Annotated in this window: 20 protein-coding genes and 1 tRNA gene; 6 read left to right on the top strand and 15 right to left on the bottom strand. The window is 59.0% G+C overall.

The genetic code is table 11. The annotated features are described in order from the left end of the window. Positions 1 to 62: 62 nt before the first annotated feature. From CLG94_RS12735 to CLG94_RS12700, 8 genes are all read right to left on the bottom strand, one after another. A complete protein-coding gene (locus CLG94_RS12735; RefSeq protein WP_107564058.1) occupies positions 63 to 746 on the bottom strand; it encodes a restriction endonuclease subunit S in 684 nt (227 codons plus the stop codon). Then, entirely contained in the window at positions 743 to 2746 is a 2004-nt protein-coding gene (locus tag CLG94_RS12730; RefSeq protein WP_107564057.1) for a type I restriction-modification system subunit M, read from the bottom strand. Before CLG94_RS12730 ends, CLG94_RS12735 begins: the two co-directional genes overlap by 4 nt. A 170-nt stretch (positions 2747 to 2916) precedes the next feature. Further along, positions 2917 to 4449 (bottom strand): P-loop ATPase, Sll1717 family, encoded by a 1533-nt coding sequence (locus CLG94_RS12725; protein ID WP_107564056.1) that lies wholly within the window; start codon positions 4447 to 4449, stop codon positions 2917 to 2919. 145 nt (positions 4450 to 4594) lie between these two features. Then, the gene (locus CLG94_RS12720; RefSeq protein WP_107564055.1) at positions 4595 to 4900 is read right to left on the bottom strand and encodes an HNH endonuclease; all 306 of its coding nucleotides are present in this window, start codon (positions 4898 to 4900) and stop codon (positions 4595 to 4597) included. Positions 4901 to 5056: 156 nt separating this feature from the next. Continuing rightward, on the bottom strand, positions 5057 to 5905 hold the full coding sequence (locus tag CLG94_RS12715; protein WP_107564054.1) for a DUF262 domain-containing protein: 849 nt from the start codon (positions 5903 to 5905) through the stop codon (positions 5057 to 5059). A gap of 302 nt (positions 5906 to 6207) precedes the next feature. Next, positions 6208 to 6666: a hypothetical protein gene (locus CLG94_RS12710; protein ID WP_107564053.1), complete on the bottom strand. Its 459-nt coding sequence runs from the start codon at positions 6664 to 6666 to the stop codon at positions 6208 to 6210. 140 nt (positions 6667 to 6806) lie between these two features. After that, the gene (locus tag CLG94_RS12705) at positions 6807 to 10133 is read right to left on the bottom strand and encodes a UvrD-helicase domain-containing protein (protein ID WP_107564052.1); all 3327 of its coding nucleotides are present in this window, start codon (positions 10131 to 10133) and stop codon (positions 6807 to 6809) included. Further along, positions 10126 to 13224 carry a PD-(D/E)XK nuclease family protein gene (locus tag CLG94_RS12700; RefSeq protein WP_107564051.1) on the bottom strand — a complete coding sequence of 1033 codons (3099 nt, stop codon included), beginning with the start codon at positions 13222 to 13224 and terminating at the stop codon, positions 10126 to 10128. Before CLG94_RS12700 ends, CLG94_RS12705 begins: the two co-directional genes overlap by 8 nt. A gap of 318 nt (positions 13225 to 13542) precedes the next feature. Between CLG94_RS12700 and CLG94_RS12695 the strand changes: the two genes are divergently transcribed. The 6 genes from CLG94_RS12695 to CLG94_RS12670 all read left to right on the top strand — a co-directional run bounded on the left by CLG94_RS12695 (position 13543) and on the right by CLG94_RS12670 (position 15739). Next, a complete protein-coding gene (locus CLG94_RS12695) occupies positions 13543 to 13842 on the top strand; it encodes a hypothetical protein (protein ID WP_107564050.1) in 300 nt (99 codons plus the stop codon). A gap of 104 nt (positions 13843 to 13946) precedes the next feature. Next, entirely contained in the window at positions 13947 to 14327 is a 381-nt protein-coding gene (locus CLG94_RS12690; protein WP_133174726.1) for a hypothetical protein, read from the top strand. Positions 14328 to 14598: 271 nt separating this feature from the next. After that, positions 14599 to 14745, top strand: a complete 147-nt coding sequence (locus CLG94_RS12685) for a ribbon-helix-helix domain-containing protein (RefSeq protein WP_107564048.1) — start codon at positions 14599 to 14601, stop codon at positions 14743 to 14745. A gap of 38 nt (positions 14746 to 14783) precedes the next feature. After that, complete coding sequence (locus tag CLG94_RS12680; protein ID WP_107564047.1) at positions 14784 to 15071, top strand: hypothetical protein; 288 nt, start codon at positions 14784 to 14786, stop codon at positions 15069 to 15071. Between the two features lie 81 nt (positions 15072 to 15152). Beyond that, positions 15153 to 15602: a tyrosine-type recombinase/integrase gene (locus tag CLG94_RS13460; protein WP_107564046.1), complete on the top strand. Its 450-nt coding sequence runs from the start codon at positions 15153 to 15155 to the stop codon at positions 15600 to 15602. Beyond that, on the top strand, positions 15599 to 15739 hold the full coding sequence (locus CLG94_RS12670) for a hypothetical protein (RefSeq protein ID WP_239993252.1): 141 nt from the start codon (positions 15599 to 15601) through the stop codon (positions 15737 to 15739). Before CLG94_RS13460 ends, CLG94_RS12670 begins: the two co-directional genes overlap by 4 nt. Before the next feature lie 30 nt (positions 15740 to 15769). On the opposite strand, the gene CLG94_RS12665 is transcribed toward CLG94_RS12670, so the two are convergent. The 7 genes from CLG94_RS12665 to CLG94_RS12630 all read right to left on the bottom strand — a co-directional run bounded on the left by CLG94_RS12665 (position 15770) and on the right by CLG94_RS12630 (position 19317). Next, positions 15770 to 15864, bottom strand: a tRNA-Sec gene (locus tag CLG94_RS12665). A gap of 103 nt (positions 15865 to 15967) precedes the next feature. Then, complete coding sequence (locus tag CLG94_RS12660; RefSeq protein WP_107564045.1) at positions 15968 to 16312, bottom strand: histidine triad nucleotide-binding protein; 345 nt, start codon at positions 16310 to 16312, stop codon at positions 15968 to 15970. A 12-nt stretch (positions 16313 to 16324) separates the two neighbouring features. After that, positions 16325 to 17017 (bottom strand): bifunctional phosphoribosyl-AMP cyclohydrolase/phosphoribosyl-ATP diphosphatase HisIE, encoded by a 693-nt coding sequence (hisIE, locus tag CLG94_RS12655; protein ID WP_107564044.1) that lies wholly within the window; start codon positions 17015 to 17017, stop codon positions 16325 to 16327. 5 nt (positions 17018 to 17022) lie between these two features. Continuing rightward, positions 17023 to 17874, bottom strand: a complete 852-nt coding sequence (hisF, locus tag CLG94_RS12650) for an imidazole glycerol phosphate synthase subunit HisF (RefSeq protein ID WP_107564043.1) — start codon at positions 17872 to 17874, stop codon at positions 17023 to 17025. A 3-nt stretch (positions 17875 to 17877) separates the two neighbouring features. Beyond that, positions 17878 to 18600 (bottom strand): 1-(5-phosphoribosyl)-5-[(5-phosphoribosylamino)methylideneamino]imidazole-4-carboxamide isomerase, encoded by a 723-nt coding sequence (gene hisA / locus CLG94_RS12645; protein WP_107564042.1) that lies wholly within the window; start codon positions 18598 to 18600, stop codon positions 17878 to 17880. A gap of 187 nt (positions 18601 to 18787) precedes the next feature. Next, on the bottom strand, positions 18788 to 19087 hold the full coding sequence (locus tag CLG94_RS12635; protein WP_107564041.1) for a type II toxin-antitoxin system RelE/ParE family toxin: 300 nt from the start codon (positions 19085 to 19087) through the stop codon (positions 18788 to 18790). Continuing rightward, the gene (locus tag CLG94_RS12630) at positions 19084 to 19317 is read right to left on the bottom strand and encodes an addiction module protein (protein ID WP_107564040.1); all 234 of its coding nucleotides are present in this window, start codon (positions 19315 to 19317) and stop codon (positions 19084 to 19086) included. Before CLG94_RS12630 ends, CLG94_RS12635 begins: the two co-directional genes overlap by 4 nt. Positions 19318 to 19578: the final 261 nt, after the last annotated feature.

Raw genomic sequence — 19578 nt, 5'->3', positions numbered from 1 at the left:
CGGATTTCGACCGCAGCATGGAAAAGCCTCCGGCTTTCCCATGCTTCCCACAGGCCCGACTATCACTGAACAGAGGTGGGTTCCTTTTGCTTTATCACGGTGGGTCCCTTTTGCGTTGTCAAAACGACCTTCTGGATAATGTCCTTTCTCACACCCTCCAGCGTTTCCATCTGTCGCCGTTTGGCTGCCACTGCCGCATCAATCGCCGCGCAGCTTGCATTCAGATACTCCGCGACGCGCTGTTGCTCCAGCAGCGGCGGGAGCGGAATGCGCGCTTGCCAGAGGTCGTTTGGATTGATGCGGCGATGCGAGTTCGTGACCGATGTTTGAAAGCACGTCATGTATTCAGCGAAGACCGCTGAGCCGAGGAGGTAGGCGACAAACCGTTTGTCTGTTTTACCGGAATGCCACTCTGCCAGTGGGATGAACTCGGTGGAAGCGACCTTAACTTGGTCATCGTGTGGCACGAGCCATACGCGCGGTTTGTGGCAATTGAGTTTAGAGAACAGTACTTCACCGCCTCGAAGCAGCGTTTTATTGCTCGCGATTGTTGCCCCATCTTCGCGGGCCGGCGCACCAAACTCGTCGAAGTTGGGAATGGAGTAATGCTGCACGTCCAGTTCGGCCAACTTCTCCATGGAAATGGCTGCGGTGTTGTCCCGGAAGACTGCTTTCAAGCGCGGCTGAGACCATCCGTTCGGCGTGGTGCCGAGCCACTCAACGGCTGGTTGGGATTGCGGTTTCATGAGTGTCCTGCGAGCCCTTTCAGCATTGATTCCGCTGCCTTCTCCAGCTTCCAGAACTCCTCCAGCAAGTCCTTCGCGGGCGTGGGCGGCTGGTAGCGGTAGAAGTATTTGTTTGGCAGGATTTCGTAGCCGAGGATCGTCTTGCCGTCTTTCTGCGTCTCCTCCCAGCGGATGATCGGCTTGGCGATTTCGCGTTTCAGGAAGGCCGCGATGTCCTCGCCGTGTGGTATGTATTCGTCGTCCTGCACGTAATGCCGGTGCGTCCATTGGACGGAGAGCGTTTCGTCGGCGTCGGCCAGGGCTTCCTTGAACTTCTTGGCGGCGTTGTCTTTCGCTTTGACGGTGAACTCGACGGTCTTCTCCTTGCCCTTCGCCTTCGCCCGTACGCGGAAGGTGAGATCGCTCTCGTGGAAGTCCTGCTCCTTCTTCACATTCGCGGCAGTAAAAGTCTTCTCGTAAGACTCGGTGACGATGGCTGGCTGGTCGTACTCATCTGTCTGCCAGAAGACGACGCTGACCTTGTGGTAGGCGAAATCCTCGCGCGGGAAGATTTTGACCTGTTCGTCGGCGTAGCCCTTGGCCCAGCCTTTGGCGTAACGCTCCTCGATCCAGGCGCGGTGCGCGTCAGTGATGCGGTGGCGTTTGTTGCCGAAGGATTTCGGCTCCTTCTCGAACTGCTGGCGGGCGTCGATGAGCATCACGCAGGCCTTGTGGCTGGTGGGCTTGTCGTTTCGGAGCAACCAGACATAGGTGAAGATGCCGGTATTGTAGAAAAGCTGGTCGGGCAGCATGACGATGGCGTCGAGCCAGTCGTTTTCCAGAATCCAGCGGCGGATCTCGCTCTCGCCGGAGCCGCAGTCCCCATTGGAGAGGGGCGAGCCATTGAAGATGATGGCGATGCGGCTGCCGCCTTCCTCGGGCGGTGCCATCTTGGCCAGCATCGTTTCCAGGAAGAGCAGCGCGCCGTCGTTCACGCGCGGCATCCCGGCCCGGTAGCGGGTCTTCTCCAGCTTGCGGGCTTCCTTCTCGTAACCGTCCTTGCCGCCCCAAGTGACGCCGAAGGGCGGATTGCTCAGCATGCGGTTGAAGCGCCATTTCGGCTCCGGCCACTGATCGCCCGGCTCTTTGCTGTGCGGGTCGTGCGGGATGAGCGAATTGCCGAGGTGGACAGTGGCCTGCCGGTCGTTCTTGATGAGGAGGTCAGCCTGACAGACGGCGTAGTTCGTGGGGGAAAGCTCCTGCCCGTGAACGGTGACGTATTTCTCCACCCGCGCCTTTTCTTCCGATGTGTCGGCGCGCTCCAGCAGGTGCTCCTTCGCCACGGACAACATGCCACCCGTGCCACTGGCGGGATCGTAGATGGAGAAGTGCTTGTCCGGGATCGGAATATCCAGCAACTCGACCATGAGCCGGACGACTTCGCGCGGCGTGAAGTGTTCCCCGGCCTCCTCGCCGCTTTGCTCCGAGAAGCGCCGGAGCAACTCCTCGTAGATGTAGCCCATCTCAAGCCCGGAGAGCTGGTCGGGGCCGAGCGCGAGTTCCTTGTATTGGTTCAGGATCGGGGCCAGCCGGTTGTTCTTCACCATCAGGCCGATGGTGGCGCGGTAATTGAAGTGCTCGATGATGTCGTCAACGTTCTTGGAGAAGCCGTTGATGTAGGCGCGGAAGTTCTCCTCCAGCAGCGCGTGGTCTTCCTCATAGACCGAGCGGAGCGTCCAGTCCGTGGTGTTGGAAAACGGGCACTGCTTGGGATTCAGCTCCAGTTCCTTGACCAGCTTGGCGAGTTCCTTCTCCGTGAGCTTGGGCCGGTTCTTCAGCACCTCGGCGGACTTCTTCGCCCGCCAGTCAATCAGCACGCACTCCAGGCGGCGGATGACGATGATGGGCAGGATGACGCTCTGGTATTCGTAGGACTTGAACTTGCCGCGCAGTCGCTCGGCAGACTTCCAGATGTCGGTGGCGAGGTTGTCGAGCTTGGGTTTGTTGAGCGAGAGAGCCATTAAGCGTCCTGTCCATTGTTGAAGTCCGAACGCGAGGGATTCTCGTCCTCAGCACGGGGTGCTTTCCGGCTACTGACGTTGATCTCGATGGTCACGCGCTGGTGCGCCTAACGGCTGTGGTGAACCTCGCCGCGTTTCGCGGCGTAGTGTTCCACCGTCTTGTTCGCCTCCTAATCGGATTTTCCTTGCGTCAACTCCATGCCCTTCCTGTAGAGATAGGGGACCCAAAACGTCGGCTCCCCGGCGCGGTCTCGTTTGCGCAGGAAGCCAACTGATACAAGGGCGACGGCCGCCCCCCGCCAACTCTTGCCGAGTAGTTTCTGAAGTGCGCCAGCGGAGTACTCCGACTTACCGCCTTGGAACTTCTCAATATTCGGCCACAAGTGCGGGAACTCCGCCTTGAGGTACGTGTCTCTTCGCCTCTTGGAGAGTTCGACCAGCCCATACAACAGCGCCTGCGGACCGATCAGCCAGGAAGATTCGCCTTCGGGGTTGGTATTGAAGGTATCTTGCTGCATCTGTTTGGCGCGTGTGACCAAGTCGATGATGTCTCTCGGCGTGACAACCCCCTTTCCATCCATCGTGTGGTTGTACATCCACCGAAGTGTCGGGCTCTGGTTTACCCCGCTGTGTACGGTGGGAGGGAAAACCATATTGTAGCAGGCAAGCCGGTAGTCTTGGCTCGCCTCGATGCGGGCCTTGTCAACGCCTAGATATGCACGCAAGCCTTCGTCTGCGAATAGGCGTTTGACCAACATGGTCAGAATCTGGTCTGGCGACCAACGCAGGGTGTCAGCCTGACGTGCCGTGAGGTGCGTCAGTGCGGTGAAGCCGTCGTCCGTCATGACGACATGTTCAAGCATGTCATCCCGCAAGAACACCTTGACCCTGATCGCTTGGGATGTGAAAAGCCGCATTGCCCGTAACAGGCCGCGGAGTGCTCTCGTCTCAAGTTCCGATCTTCTCGGGAAAACCTCATCAAGACGATCGATCATGAGCCAGATGGCCAAGTCACACTTGTGGAGCACAGCCTCGAGTGTCTCCTTGATTTCAGCGACGAAGCGGGGCACATCGGGCTGGTCGCCGGGCTGCTTCGTGGTGTGTGGAGTTGTCGGGTTCCCAAACAAGTCAAGTGTGACCTCGCCTGCCTCATTAGGAAGTTTGTAGCGAAGCCTCGGCGCCCATGCCTGTAGGACGTTCAGAGTCCACGCCATAATCTCACGCAGCGATTTCTTGGCGCGGATATCAGGGATACGGGCGTGTTCGCACGCCCGCCGGAACCGCTCAATTTCGGCCTCCGCGCTCTGCAAGTAAGGTTGGTAGATTTCGCCCTTGATAAACTGTTCATGCGCGAGGGAGGTGAGATAGATGCACCAGAAACTGACAAAGTCGTCCTCAGAGAGTTCCTCAAACTGTTCCTTGAAAGCATGAAAGATGTTGTCACCGTGCTTCTGCACACCGTGGGCAATCACGACTTTTCGGTACTGAAGAAGGTGCTGAGGCAGGAAATCGACGAATATCCTGAAGAGCGCGGTCTTCCCCGATCCTTTTGTGCCAGGAACCAAGTCAACCTTGTCCGCTAGGAGGTCCGTAAACGACGATGTTTCCACGCGCGCAGTTTCCAGCAGCGTGTCCTGTTCTGCGATGGATGACCCAAGATCGAGGACTTGAAGCAGGTTAGCAGCCACCTTGTGTTTGTGCATTCGATGTGTCCTTTTCTCCTGGCGAAACGATAAAGCTAAGCTGCCGGGGCCGCCTACAATGACGCCGAACCGCCGAAACCAGGATGGCGGCCCAGGCCAGCTTCAGCTTTTTGTAAGCCAGCCCTCACAGAACCTAGCCGATGAATCACCGCGCGCCCTTCATGCTGTTGTGCCGCTTGCACATGAGGACCGCGTTTTTCGAAGTCGTCTTACCACCCTTGGCAAACGGCTTGATGTGGTCGATAGTGAAGTTGGTCCAGTCCAGCTTCACGCCACATCCTGGATACGAACACCGCTTGGTGCCGTCCGAATGCCAAATTAACCGACGCTGCTCCGGGGAAAAACCCCTCCGCTCGTCCTTTTTCTCAAACAACCCTGAGAGCAAGCTGCGCAGGAGTTGAGAACGCCGCTCCCGCGTGGCCTGACTGTCGGTGTCGCCTTGGACCGTCATGAGATAATCAGCAAATATCCGCTGGTTCGGGCTTGCACCGATGGTCTTGCGCTGCTGCTGCCGAACCTGATCTACCCCGAGCGACAGCCATAGCAGCAGTTTCTCGGCTTGTCGGTTTCGAGTAGCGTTTTTCAGGACGCAGCCTTTCCCATCCAGCTACCAGACAAGCAAGAACAGACTGTAGTAGTCCACGGCATTGGCGAAGCGCGCCTCGCGCAACCGTGGGAACATTTTTCCAACCAGGTTGGCGATGCGAATGAACTCCTTGGCGCACTTCTTGAGCTTCGCGCCTTCGATGGCTTGGCCGCCGATCACTTCGTCCAGGGCCTTCTTCTTGTTCAGTGGGCCGCCTCTTGCAATTGAGGCAATCAGCTCGCAGGTCAACTCGACGTGCTTCATCCGACTGATAGCACCCCGCGACAGGATGCGGTGTTTCCGGTAGTAGGTCCCGAAGCGGTCGGCAAGCTTGCCCGCAACCTTCAGGAATTGGCTGTTGTAGTATTTGGCATGCCGCTTTTCTGCCGAAGTCAGCTTTTTGCCGGTAGAGTTGATGCGAACGAACACGTCGATGATGTCCGAGAGTTCTCCGGAAACTTCCACAGTCTGAATTCGGTACGATGAGAAGGCATACTCGCCGTCCTTGCGACGGACCTTCGCCCAGTCATACCAATCGGCCTCTTCGTCCTTCGGCGACAGCTTGGTCCAGGCAGAGAACCGCTCACGGCGGAAGTGCCCCAGTCCCATGAACATGAAAATGGATTCCAGCCGCTGCTTCCCATCGATTACATCGTAGACGAGGTCGCCATCGACATCCTGCCGCTTGTAAAGAAACACTGACGGCATCGGGTAGTTGAGGAAAATGGACTCCATTAAGGCGGCGCGGTCACTGAGCGACCAGACGGAGTTACGCTGGAAACCCGGCTCCAGATTGAGCTGGCCCTTCTCGAAGTGGTTGACAAGCTGCTGGATAGTCATGTGACCGTATTCATATCGAAGCGGCGTCATGGCAATACCCTTTGGAGTAGAAGTCGGCTTCCTAACGCCGCGCGGATGAGTGGCGGAAGCGGAGTCGAGCGTGCTCGGCAGAGCTGCAGTCCGCTCGATCCGCTGGTTGACCGTAGCGACGCGGAGGCCAGCCAGCGGATCCTTGATCCGCGCGGCGTTACCGCTCCGCCGCAGCGGAGCGGCAACCAGTTATTAGATGGACAGATAAATACAGCACAGATTCTTATACACGGTCAAGACGAAACAATAACTTGCCATAAACTATAAGGTTTCATTACAAATAGCAATTACTAATAGGCAATTCACGGAATATCCAACTTGAAACGCCTACCATGTGAACACATCGCGGCCAGCCATTCCAGCGCCGGGAAGCTCTTGGTTGTCGCGCCGTCCTTGGATGTAGAAACGACCGCCCCCTCCTGATCCAGGTACTGCATACGCGTCTGGGAAAAGGACGCCAGGATGCAAGAACGCGGAAGGGGTTCCATAGCCGTTTCGTCATTGGACGAGCTGCGGTTACCGCAGAAAACGTGTAAAATAGGGACAGTAACCATTTGTTTAGATTTGCCTGCATCGGCTGATAACCAGGGCATCAACTCGGACACGGCTTCGCCGCGCCACGTCCGAACCGTCAAGCCCGGCAACAGGGCCTCGGCAAGGTACTCGGCATGGGTGAGCGTGCCGAGCGGATCAAGGTTGCCGGACCCCTCCTCCGCCGGGATAAGGTCTGTAGGGAAAGGTAAAAAAGAAGGCTCGCTCATCGCATTCGCTCCACACCCATTCGAACCGGGAAAGACTTAGGAATAGAATCTGAAGTTATTACTCAGAGCACACAATAGCGTGCCTCCCCCTTTAGCAAAGGGGGAAGTTGCTGGAGATGTTGTGCGAGAGTGCAATCTAGTTAATGCTCCCGGTAATAAGAGAGCCATACCGTTTTATTGGCACGCACAAGCGCAAGGCCTGCTCGCGCGACCGCCTCGCCTGTTATGGCAGTCCAGTAGCGACTGTACAGCCCGAGTTGGACTCTATGCTCAGCGGGCAGTTTACGCAAGCCCTCCGTGTCCTTGTCGGTCTTGTAGTCTATGATTTCCCACCCGCCTTCGACGCGATAGACAAGATCGATCACGCCGTGCAGCAGAGTCCGCGGCGGCGCATCCGGCGGTTGTCCGGGCAGCTCGTTGGTGGGAACCTCGATCGTAAACGGGACCTCGGTGTGGCATTCCGAAGAAGACCGCGCGCGTTGCCAAACCTCTGAGGCCATGACGGAACGGACGGCTGCTGCTGCGTCGGCAAGATGGCCTCTCAGCGAAGGATCGTCGGCTGTCAGGAAGCTGGCAAGGCCGGTTAATGCGGTGTCGGTCATCTCGCCCTCCTCTCGCATCGCGTACTCAAGCATTTTGTGGATCAGTGTTCCCCAGGCGGGACCTTTGGGTGAGGCGTTGCCGGTTCGCGGGCTTTCAGGGGCCGGCGGCTTACCAGGTGCCGCTAGACCCGCTATGGCCTGCGCCGGCTCCGAAAGTTCGGTGACGGCCTGGACGGCGTAGGATGGCACGGCCGCCGCCGTAAATCTCGCCTGTCGATCTATCTGGGCGGCGGATCGGGCTGCGGGCGAGAGATCGGGAGGTGGAGGCGTCTGAGGCAGGGCCGGATCCTGGAACTCTAGCGCGGGAACATCGCGAAGGAACTCGTCAAAGAGTTTCCAGGGTGATGGGGCCTTGGCCAGGCTCTTGCCACGATACCGGCCTATGACCAGGAGGTTCTTTGCCCTGGTAGCAGCAACATAGCGCAGACGTCCCTCCTCGGCCTTGAGGTATTCTAATTCTTGGTCTGCATGGCCCTTCCAGTTGCTGGGCTGCGCTATCACCTCCCTGCCGTAATCACCCACCCGCTTCTCAATGGACAGGTAGCCCTGTGGGCCGCTGGTTTCCCTGGTGATGCGAATGTCCACACGCTCTGGACTGCCGCTGCAGGGGTCGGCCAGGAAGACGACTGGGGCCTCGAGCCCCTTCGCCTTATGGAGGTTCATCAGCCGCACAACATCTCTGCGCCCCGGCTCCAGCCCCAGTGCTTCAAGATTGCCTGAGTCAAGATCTGCGGTCAGGCTCTCGACACAGTCAGCAAATGCGCCCCCGGACTGGGCACACAGTCGAATCCTGTCTGTGGCGCGGTACAGGTTGCCTGCTGCCGTATCCGCATCCTCGCCGGTGGCTGCCCACACCAACAGCCCGGTCATCTCCAGGATCTGCTCGACGGCGGAAGCGGCGGGTAGCTCCCTGGTCAGCCGATAGGCCGACGCAAGCAGCCGAAGGCCCGTCCCGACCGGACCTTGGACGGCGTCCAACTCCGGAATGAGATAGCGGAACTGGCAGCCGCCCGATCGGTGTCGATAGAGATCGTCGTCGGTGATACCAAAGAGCGGGCCGCGCAGTACCGCGACGACGGCCACCTCGTCGTCGGGATTGGCCAGCGCCTTCAACAGCTCCATGAGCATCCGCATTGCGCCGGTCCGCTGAAACGCCCCGCCGCCCCCCACCTCGCAGGGGATCCCCATCGCCTCAAGCGCGCTCGCATAGACGGCTATATTCCGTTTGATTCTTGTCAGAATCAGGAAATCACCGTATCGGGCCGGTCGCGACCCTGTGAGACGGGCCGAATACCCCTCGATGGTCCTTCCGTTTCCCACAGCGTCCGCGATGTAGCGTGCGATGGTCGCTGCCTCCAACGCCGGCACATTCTTATAATCCGTATCGTCTGGCACCGTCATGGCGCGAATCCCTGTGAGCGTGGGATCGCCGGGTGATCGGGCCGGGTCAAGACCTGAAAACGCGGGCTGCCAGGGGGTGGCAGTCTCCCGGAACGTGGCCTTGGAGGTCTCGTTGACCCAGTCGCACACACGGCCGGCCGAGCGGAAGTTCTTCGTCAGCTCGACGATCTGGCCATCACCATGCTCGATGAGTTGGCGGACATGGGCGTAGGTCTCAATGTCGGCGCGACGGAACCGGTAGATCGACTGCTTCGGGTCACCGACGACGAAGAGTGCCCCAGGCCGCGGCCGCATACATCGCCAGTCCGTCTCTGTGTCGCTGTCACTGGCCAACAGGAGCATCACCTCGGCCTGGATCGGGTCGGTATCCTGGAACTCATCCACGAAAAGATAGGGAAAGCGCGTCTTGAAGTAACGGCGCACCTCGGTATTGGTAGGGTCGCGTAGCATGTCTCGTGCCTTGAGCAGCAGATCCTGGTAGTTGAGCTTCCCCTGTCGGAGTCTGGCCTGAGCGGCTACCTCACGAGCAGGAAGCAATACGTCCAGCGCAACACCGTACAGGTAGGTCCGCCACAGGGTGAGATAGGGCTCCGCTGTTTCGGTCCTGAAGCTTTCATAGACGGCATGTGCTGCCTTTGCGTCGTCTTTCGTTTTCGGTTCCCACCACTTATATGTCGGCTTCTCACACGACTTGCATGGTTTAAGAAGCCTGGCCACCTTTGCAGGGTTGCTCAGGTCCGATACATTCAGCCCACGCGTAAGTTTAAGGATGATGTGCTGAAGCGGACATCTCGTCTCCTCAGGAATCGAGTCGGGCAGGTATCGCGTACACGACGTGAGGAGCTTTTTCAGTGCGGTACCGGCTGGGCGCGGATCGGGTGGATGTCCATCAGTAAAGGGGAAACTGACCTCCGGGTACACACACACTTTTGCGAACGCCTCCTCAAGGTCGTCCGGCGCCACATCCGCTTCACGGAGCTTTTCGAGTCTCGGGTCGTCCTCTGAATAAAGTCGGGTGATATGATCATGCCAGGCCTGATGGCGGATGATGGCGTCCTGGTCGTCGTCGATCTCCTCGAAGGCCGTGGCAACGTGCGCCTCGACGGGGCGCTCTCGCAGGAGGCGGCCGCAGAAGGCGTGGACCGTACCCGCAAACAGTTGCTCCAGGTGGTCGAGGGCCACGGAGAGGCGGTCGGCGATAGACTGATCAGTCGGGGTGCGAAGGGACTCTTCCAGTTCCACCTGGAACCGTCCGCGCAGCTCGGCAGCAGCCTTTCGCGTAAAGGTGATCGCAGCCATCTGGTTCACGCTGCACTTCCCGCTCGCAATCATGGCGACCATGCGTCTCGCCATGCTCGTCGTCTTGCCGGACCCGGCGCCCGCCTCGACAAGCATCGACACGTCGAGCCGCGTCACAATGGCGTCACGAGCGGCGGCGTCAGGGGCAGGGTGGCGTCTAGGCATACTCCTCCCCCTTTATAGCTCGGACAGCGTCAAGGCGATGATCGTCGTGCTTCATCGTCTTGCGATCCCATGGCTTTGGACCGCAGGCAGACGCCACATCACACCAGTCGCACTCGCGCGCGGTGGTGGTGTGCGGGAAGACCCCATCCCTCAGAAGCGACAGCAGGCCTCTGAGGAGTCCGGTGAGCGCCTGCCATTCCTCCGGCTTCCGGGATACCACGTCGCATTCGCCGCGTTCGGTCGGAAACCAGTACGCCGCATCTACGACCTGGGCAGACCTGTCACTCTTCCTGAGTAGTGTCTCCGCCGCCAAGGCATACAGGGCATGCTGGACCTGGCCGCCGTGCGCCAAGTGAGCAATACGCCTGTCTCGCGCCCAAGGCCTTCCGGTTTTATAGTCCACGATCTCGTATCGGTGGGCAGAGATGCGGTCGATCCGGTCGATGCGACCGTGCAGGGAGAATCGCAGATCCTGTCCCAAGTCCAGGACGATCGGTTCCTCTTGGGCCAGCGGGTCCGGGTCCTCAGTCACCCCGCGCCCAAATGCCACCTCGATCCCCACTACCTCGCGGTCCTGGAGTCCTGCGGTGAACGCAAGGAAGCGATCGAGATCGGTAAGGAGCGCCTCGCGCTCGTGTTGGAAGACCGCTTCATTCGGAGGCGGGAGTTGCTCGCGTATGGCGGCGATGTCGCGATTCCCTATCTGATGGATCCTGGCGCGATCACGCGCAAGATTCGGCATGACGCCGCGATCCCGACAGTCTCGGAGGAAGGCGGCAAAAAGTTCATGTAAGAGGCTCCCCCTCGTGAGGGGGTCCAACCATGCCCCTGGATCCCTCTCGATCCTGGTCGATGGCTTCAGGCGAAGTCCTCGTGTGAGGAAGTACTGAAAGGGGCACTTCGCAAGCTGCTCAATCGCCGTCGCCGAGATCGGCCGGTCATTCCGGCGAGGGTCCAGATCTCCCGCAGCGGATGGGACCAATCCATCCCACGCCGTGAAGCTGTTGCCGTCGCGCGCCTCTTCGGCAGCCTCACCAGAGCTGAGTAACGAAAACGCCGCTTGTGCGGCGGGTCGCGCAGCCGTTCCCGCCTGCCTCGCGCCGCGCAGCCACCATCCAGAATCGTCCAGCGCCTTTGCCTGAGTCGCGGGTAGGCGCGTCGCGGGCTCGCCAAGCTCGGCGGCCAGATCCTCGTAGGTCAGCGATCTGTCCATCCGCGTCAGCCTGTACGCCTGCAGGATGACGGAAGAAGGAAAGAGAAGCCGATCATCCCGAAGATCGCGGTTCGGATAACTCAGGGTGACCTGCCCGCCGAGGGCCGCAAGGCGGCTTGCGCCTGTGTAAAGACTCTCCGTGATTCGGTCGCCTGTGGTGGCGAGAGCCGCGTGCAGGCGGGTCCGTTCCTCATCCAGGAGGATAGGATCGGGCATTGAAGGAGCAGGGAATGCGCCTTGTTCGAGGCCTACAACGAATGTTCGCGGGCGTCCAGCCCACCCGGCATCCGCGAGCCGCGTAACATGCAGAGACCCAGGCTGCGGTCGCAGGGCGTCGACCCGAGTGCGTTCGACAGCAGCGATCACCTGTCCCAAGGCCACCGTCAACCGCTGCCTGATCGGCGGCAGATCACCCAGGGCTGTCAGTGTCTCGATCAGTGCCTGGCGCGCCGCGCCGTCCAGAGGTCCGGTCACAGCCGCGTACCGATCCACCCATTGTACGCAGGCCCGGATAAGGGCGGCTTCATCGACGAGGTGATCGGGATCAACGGGTGGCACACGCTCCAGAACCGTGTCAACCCAGCTCGCCAGGGCCGCTGCGTGAGCGACTCGCTCTTCGCGCCAGGGCAGATCTTCAGTCTCGCCCTCGGCGGCCGCGTGCGTCGCCTCTGTCTTAAGCGTCTGGATGAGCCCCTGCAGGCTGCGGGCGTACGTCCCACGGCCCCAGGCAATATCGCATCGCGCAAGCAGGCGTGCCGCCTGGCCGGGACGTGGGCCATCTGGAAGATCGAGGTGAATGTCGCCGGACTGAAGCATCCGGCAGAGTCCACCGCCAGAGAAGTCCTGCTCTATCCAGCGACAGAATCCGAGGAGGGCGCGCCCCGGGCGGGTCATGGTCACAGGAACGCCTGAGGCAAGTGTCACCGGCACGTCCAAGCGGGCACAGATCTCCCGGATCAGCGTGACGTATGGCTCATCGGTGGTGCAGGCGATCTCGATCGCGTCCCACGGGGCGCCTGACGCGAGTGCGCGTCTGAAGACCTCATGGACTTCGGCCTCGTGGCCCGCGGCGTGAAACCACTCGAGCGTTCTGTCGTTCGCAGGAGGTGGGGCCTGCTCTGGCGAGAAGAGCCACGGAAGCCGCTGGCTATCGGTGAGAGCGGTCACGGGTGATGATGAAGGGCCAGATGCGCCCGCTGAAGCCTCGATGAGACGACGCGGAACGGGAAGCCCACCGGGGACCGAATGCCGCAGATTCACCGGTATCCCTGGGAGCGCCGAGATCAGGGCCTGCTCAAGAGGCCGCCAGGCGACATCGGTGGGGACGAGCAGCAGCCGGGGTCGGTCTGCGCGGTGGGTAGGCATCTGGTCGATCGCGACCTGGAGCATCAGTGCGGAATCAGCCAACTTCCCCTCGTGCAGGTACTGCTCGTACGCCGCCAGGAGGTGCCGAAGTTCGCGTGCCTTGAGAGGAGAGACGAAGATCTCGTCAGACAACCCTTCAGATGTGAGCCCGGCAAGACGAAGCTCGGTTATCCCCGACCATAGGGCCTCGGACAGCCCCGGGCTCTCGACCAATCCGCGAAAATAGTCGCGGCCGGTTAAAGGGGTCTCGGCTAAGAGTCTCACGATGAGCGCAGGACCGACGACGTCATTGAGCGGCATGATGTGGCGGGAGGCCAGGATCGGCGCCGCGATGGCTTGTGCGATCTGCACAGGTGTGCCCGGACGGAGGTTCACCCATGCATGGCCTGAGAGCGCGAGTCGATCAGAAATCGTGTGACCAAGTGCCAGAGAGGGCAGGACGAGCCACTTCTCAGCCGTCTTGTGCTCTCGGCAGATGTCGATGAGGCTAGCGATGAGGGAATCGTGGGTCATTGTCTGTCCGCGCTCAGTCACCTACCTGTAAGGCTGGGGCACAGTGTACCATGCTCATGTGGCAACTAACGCCACATTCAGGGCTACCCCGATTGGGATAGATCATATCTCAAAACGGGTGACCGAAAGGGTGTGCCCCTTCCTTACACGCCTGGATCTGGCTGAGATGGCTACTAACTCGTGAGATCTATTGAGGAGAATCATTTGTGAGCGAATTCTAATCTTGGCACTGCTCCTGCACAAGGTAAGAAGTAGACGATGACCAACGATCAAGGGCATGAGGGTAATGGGTTATAGAAAGTGAGGAGGTGAATCGAAATGAAACGTCTGTTCATGGTTGTTGCAATCCCCGGTCTGCGCCTGACGATGGCGTCGATTTCCTGGGCCACACAGGTCTCTAACGAGACGTCCCGGAACAGAGGGGGGTCGGTCAACATGAACTCGTCTACAAGCAGCAACAGAACCGAGCAGAAAGCCGCGTGCATCGAGAAGGCGACCACGGACCAAGCCAAGGCCGCATGCGAGAAGACGTTTGCGGAGCAGGCCAACAAGAAGGGTGAGGTAACCACGATAGCGCCAGGGAAGGCTGTTCCTCTGCCAGAGCCGAAGCGGAAGTAATCTTTTCCGGCTTTAGTGTAGTCTAACGGTGATGAGGACGAAGTAACTTGAGCAGTTCATTTCGGTGCGTGCTATGCGCCGCGCTGGGGAGGGATGGTGTTACCATGAAGAAATTGGCAATTACTTTAGTCGCAGTAATGCTATTCGTTTCTGTTGGCGCCGGCACAGCTTTTGCCGGTGGTGGGCGGCACGGCGGCGGGCGGTACGGTCATGACCGGCACGGCGGCGGTCACCATGGTGGCTTTAGTGCGGGGGATCTATTCCTCGGTACGTTGGCGGTCGCTGGAGGGGTGGCTATTGTTGACACAATTTTTGGTGGATGGCAACGGCCCGTGTACTACCAGCCAGTAGTCTACCAGCAGCCGGTCTACTACCAGCCACCTCCACCGGTGTGCTGGGTTGAGCAGAGTACCGTCTTTGACGCGTACGGGCGTCCGGTCGGGACCATGCCGACGCAAAGGTGCGCCACGCAGCGACCCTACTAACGTGGGGCGAGCATGCGAAGCGAGGTGTGGCTATCGCAAATCATAACACCTCTTACGGGTTGACGGTTTAAGTCAAAAGAAAGCTGAAAATCGCGCCATGATGTCCCGAACACGGACAGGGGGTCGCGAAGTTCTTTCTCCAGCTTGCATAGGCCCTGACGGATCCTGGGAACATCTCGTGGTCCCTTGTTTTGTCCCTTGACACGTTGAGGCCTATGCCATAGATTGCCGGTATGATGCAGTATAATGAGGTCATAGAAGGTCACATGCCATGCCAAAGGTGAAGCTGTTCGTGATGGTTGAGGAGGCTCAGGATTGTAGCATCCGGCTCTTGCACGAGAGGACCCGAGTGCCGATGAGCGTCTACATCCGGGAAGCGCTCGATGACCTGATCGAGAAGTATCGGCCTATCCTGTAGGAGAAACAGCCAATCGCGCGGATACGGAGGTAGCAGCGGTGACCGAGCCAGATATTGAGCCTGAAAGTAGTCAACAGGAGCGCAAGCCGTGCCCTTTCTGCGGAGAGATGATTTTACAAATCGCAGTCAAGTGTCGCTACTGTGAGAAGTTTCTTGATCCTTCAACACAACCAGAGGATCCCAATCCGCCACCAGCGAAGCTGACCGTTGGCGATGGGGGAAGAGCGGGTATCGGAAGGTTCATCACGCTCCCGCTAATTGTCCTGTTCATCGTCGTGGGCTTGCTTTTTCCCTTTCTCGTAGTCGGTTATCTATTATTCTTTTGAGTCATCTAACGTGAGTCTATCGACAAGGCAGGAGGACAGGGGATGGGCGTTCGAGCGAGGCATAAAAACGGGGCTTGGTGAGTGTTCATCCACCATGACGGGCAGCGAACGTCGCGGTGCACCGTAAGGACAGGGCTTCGCCTTGGCGAAATCCAGGGACTTCAGTGGGGCGGTGTTGGTCACCGTGGGAACTTTATCGAGGTTCGCATGGGGTTCACGAAGCGGCGGCTCAATCTCACGAAGAGCAGGAAGATCCGCCGGGTCGATATGTCAGATCAGTTGTGTCACGCCTTCCAGCAGGCGAAAGAGATCCGTGAGGCGGAGCTCTCCATCGATGGGCGCGGGTTCGATTACGATGAGCCGGTCTTTCGCAATAGTGCCGGCCATCGGCTCGATGAGAGCCGCTACGGCAGGACAATCCTCAGACGGTGCTTGCTGCTCTGGCCGGCCTTCGATGCATCCGCTTCCATGGTCTCCGCCACACCTTCACCAGCCTGTTCCTGGCCGATGGGGAGAGCCTGGTCTACGTGAAAGACCAGCTCAGCCATCACAGCATCCAAATTACCGTGGACACCTGCGGCTACCTGATCCCCGGCTCGAATCGGGCCGCCATCAACAGGCTCGATGCCGCGCCTGCCCGCACCCACGCGACACGTCGTCACTTCTAAGTTTTCTGAAACTCCCGAAAAAGAAAGCGTTGGCGGAGGCGTGTGGGAGTCGAACCCACTAACCCGTTATTAGCGGGTTCGCTGGTTTTGAAGACCAGGAGGGCCACCGGGCCCATTCCGCCTCCAACGTGATCCGATAAGAACCTGGCAGCGCTTCGCTGGTCAGGTCAGAGCTTCAGGCTAGGCAGGATATTAGCAGCTTGATGCTTCTGATCGGCGCGGGATGTCCTACGCCGGATGCCAACTGAGAGGCCGCCCGCCCAACAGGTGGAGGTGCAGGTGATATACTGCCTGCCCACCCTCGCTGTTACAATTGATCACCAGGCGGAAGCCGCGCTCTGCGATCCCGATCTGCTTCGCGATGAGGTTTGCCACCAACAGGAGGTGCCCCAGCAACCGATCATCAGCCTGGGTCGCATCGAGGATGGTCGCGAGGTGTTGCCGGGGAACAATCAAGATGTGGACAGGCGCCTTCGGGTTGATGTCTTCGAAGGCGACGGACTGCTCGTCCTCATACACCATCTTGACGGGACGTTCCCGGCTTGCTATCTGACAAAAGAGGCAGGTATCCACATCCTCGCCTTTTCAGTACTCGGCCTTATTCTTCTTACCGTAGCGCTTGCGCAGTTCCCGAGCCACCTCTAACGGCGTGATCCCGTGGTACCCCAGTAGAACAATCGTGTGAAACCAGAGATCCGCCGCTTCATAGATAACCTCGTCCGGCGTCCCATTCTTGGAAGCCACCACAAGCTCGGTCGCCTCTTCTCCCACCTTCTTGAGGATCTGATCCTGTCCCTTGGCGAACAGGCCTGAGACGTACGAATCGGTCTTCGGATTGGCCCTGCGATCCGTGATCACGTCGAAAATCTGCTGGAGGATCGCCAGGCTCCCACCGTAGACCGCCTCAGGATCGAACTGCTGCCGAATCAACTCCTCCGGCACCTCAGCGTCCGGATGCAGGCGACGGAAAAAACAGGACCGTCGTCCGGTATGGCAAGCCGCCACCACCTGCTCGGCCTTGATCAGCAAGGTATCCTCGTCGCAGTCGACATAGATCTCTTGTACGCGCTGGACGTGGCCTGATTCTTCCCCCTTTTGCCAGATGCGCTGCCTCGATCGGCTGTAAAAATGAGTGAGACCGGTCTCGATTGTCAGCCGCAGCGACTCTTTATTCATGTAGGCAAGAGTCAGGACCTGGCCACTCTCCGCATCCTGCACAATGGCCGGGATCAGCCCAGATTCATCGAACCGAATTTGCGTGAGGTCGAATCGTTCCATGGCCTTTAATCACGCACCGGGACGCCACGGCTTCGCAGGTACGCCTTCGCATCCTCGATGGAGCATTCACGGAAGTGAAAGATGGAGGCGGCCAGCGCGGCGTCGGCACCGCCTTCCACCAACGCCTCGCACAAGTGTTCCACCGTGCCGGCCCCGCCCGAGGCAATGACTGGGATCGTCACGGCATCTGCCACCGCCCGCGTGAGCGCAAGGTCATAACCATCTTTCGTCCCATCCCTATCCATACTGGTCAGCAGGATCTCCCCGGCCCCGAGCACCTCCCCTCGCTTCGCCCACTCAACTACATCGAGTCCGATCGGTGTCCGCCCCCCGTGGGTGTAGACTTGCCACCGGAGTTTCGAGTTTCGGGTTTCGAGTTTCGGGTCCTTTGAAAGATCGACCCCACCTGCATCTGCCAACTCGGAACTCGAAACTTTAAACTCGAAACTATCACTGATCTGTTTCGCGTCGATGGCGAGCACAATGCACTGACTTCCGAACCGCATGGCAGCCTCAGTGAGCAACTCCGGGCGCTCTACGGCCGCAGTGTTGAGCGAAACCTTATCGGCGCCTGCGAGAAGCAGCGTACGGATATCCTCTACCGTCCGGATCCCGCCACCAACGGTGAGGGGGGTAAAGGCAGTGTCGGCCGTCCGACGGACCACGTCAACTAAGATGTCCCGCCGCTCATAGGAGGCGGTGATATCGAGAAAGACCAGCTCGTCAGCTCCCTGCTGGTCATACAGGGCCGCCACTTCTACCGGATCGCCAGCGTCCCGGAGGTCCACAAACCGCGTCCCTTTGACGACGCGACCGTCTTTGACGTCAAGACATGGTATAATCCGTTTAGCCAGCATGGTTTATCTCGCAGCCGCGATCGCTTCCTTCAGCGAGAATCTGCCCTCGTAGAGAGCCTTTCCGACCAGGGCGCCAATGATGTACGTCGGCTCCAGCTTGGCGAGCCTCGTCAGGTCGTCAAGTGTGGCAACCCCACCGGAAGCAATGATCGGGTGGCGAGCTGCCTGAGCCATACGGCGCAAGGCGTCCACGTTCGGTCCAGTGAGCATCCCGTCCCGCTCGATGTCGGTATAGATAATCGCCGCCAGTGGCAGATCGGCCGATCGTATCGCCAAGTCGGAGGCGAGAAGGTCAGTGTTCGCCGCCCAACCCCGTACCGCAACCTTACCGTTCTTGGCATCGATACCCAGGATGATGCGACCAGGATAGCGACTGGCCGCCTCTATCAGGAACCCCTCATCCTCTATGGCAGCAGTCCCAATAATAGCCCTCTCGATACCAGAGGCGAACGCCTGCTCCAAAGCGGCCAGGCTTCGTAACCCGCCGCCAAGTTGCACAGGGATCTTGATCGACTGAGCCACTTTGGCGACAACCGAAAGCTGCTGCGGCGTTCCAGAAAAGGCTCCGTCAAGATCGACCATGTGCAGGATCGAAGCCCCCTCCTCCTCCCACCTTCTGGCCATGGCGATAGGATCGGTGGAATAGGCGGTTTGACGCAGGGGATCGCCTTGCGACAACCGAACGACCTGGCCTCCTTTTAGGTCAATCGCTGGAATGATCAGCATCTACGTGAGGGAGGCGAAGTTCTTCAATAGTTGCAAACCTAGCATTTGACTCTTCTCGGGGTGAAACTGGCAGGCAAAGAGGTTATCTCGCCACAACACTGAGGTAAATCGGAGACCGTACTCAGTCGTGGCGGCAGGGTAAACCCTAGCCGCCGAGCTGACTCGCTTTGTCGAGTCCGGCCGCTGGTTATGGTGTCGCGACTCTTCGCTTCCAGTAACCCGGCTCACGACTACAATGCATGACAGCAACAATAAGGATGAACTCCGGTTCGATAGTGTACAAAACTCCGTAAGGGAAGACGTGCGTGAGGCAGCGTCTGACATCCTCATCGAGGACTCGCAGGCGTTCCGGAGATTCGAGAATTCGACGGATTGCAGCCTCAACGGCCTCTACGAATCTCAGGGCAAGCGTTGGATCGCGCTCTGCGTAGTAGAGGGTTGCCTCCCGGTATTCCTCCAGTGCTTCCGGGTGGAAATTCCATTTCATCGCCGAACGGCGTCACGCACCTTCTGGAGAGCCTCGTCCCCAGGGATAGCCTCGACGCGCCCGTTTCGTACTTCGTCCCGCCTGCGCTTTGCCTCCGCAACCCACAGTCGGTCGATATGCCCAAGTTCATGCGCATCCAAGCTTTCCACTAGAAGGTCCGCTAACCGCGCCCGCGATTCCGTCGATAGGGTCATGGCCTGCTCGGCCAGCTTTTCCACGGTTGTAGCCATGGCCAAAAGATACTCCAACTCTCCTGAATTCTCAAGCGATAGACATTAACGTGTAGGAACCTTCATCGCGGTTTTTCTCTATCGAACTGAGTATAGACGCGGTGGTGCATGGTGTCAATGGTGGGAAATCGAGGGGGTGTAAGACAAATTTATGGGTAATATTGACTTTTCCCTTTTTTTGGCCTATCATCTGATTGTTAATTGAGCAATCAGATAAGGAGGCCTTATGACAACACCACTTGAACAACTGGAAGAGCGCCG

The sequence above is a fragment of the Candidatus Methylomirabilis limnetica genome, from assembly GCF_003044035.1.
Classification (GTDB): domain Bacteria; phylum Methylomirabilota; class Methylomirabilia; order Methylomirabilales; family Methylomirabilaceae; genus Methylomirabilis; species Methylomirabilis limnetica.
The sequence above is the reverse complement of the archived record's forward strand: the minus strand, read 5'-3'. Positions and strand labels throughout refer to the sequence as shown.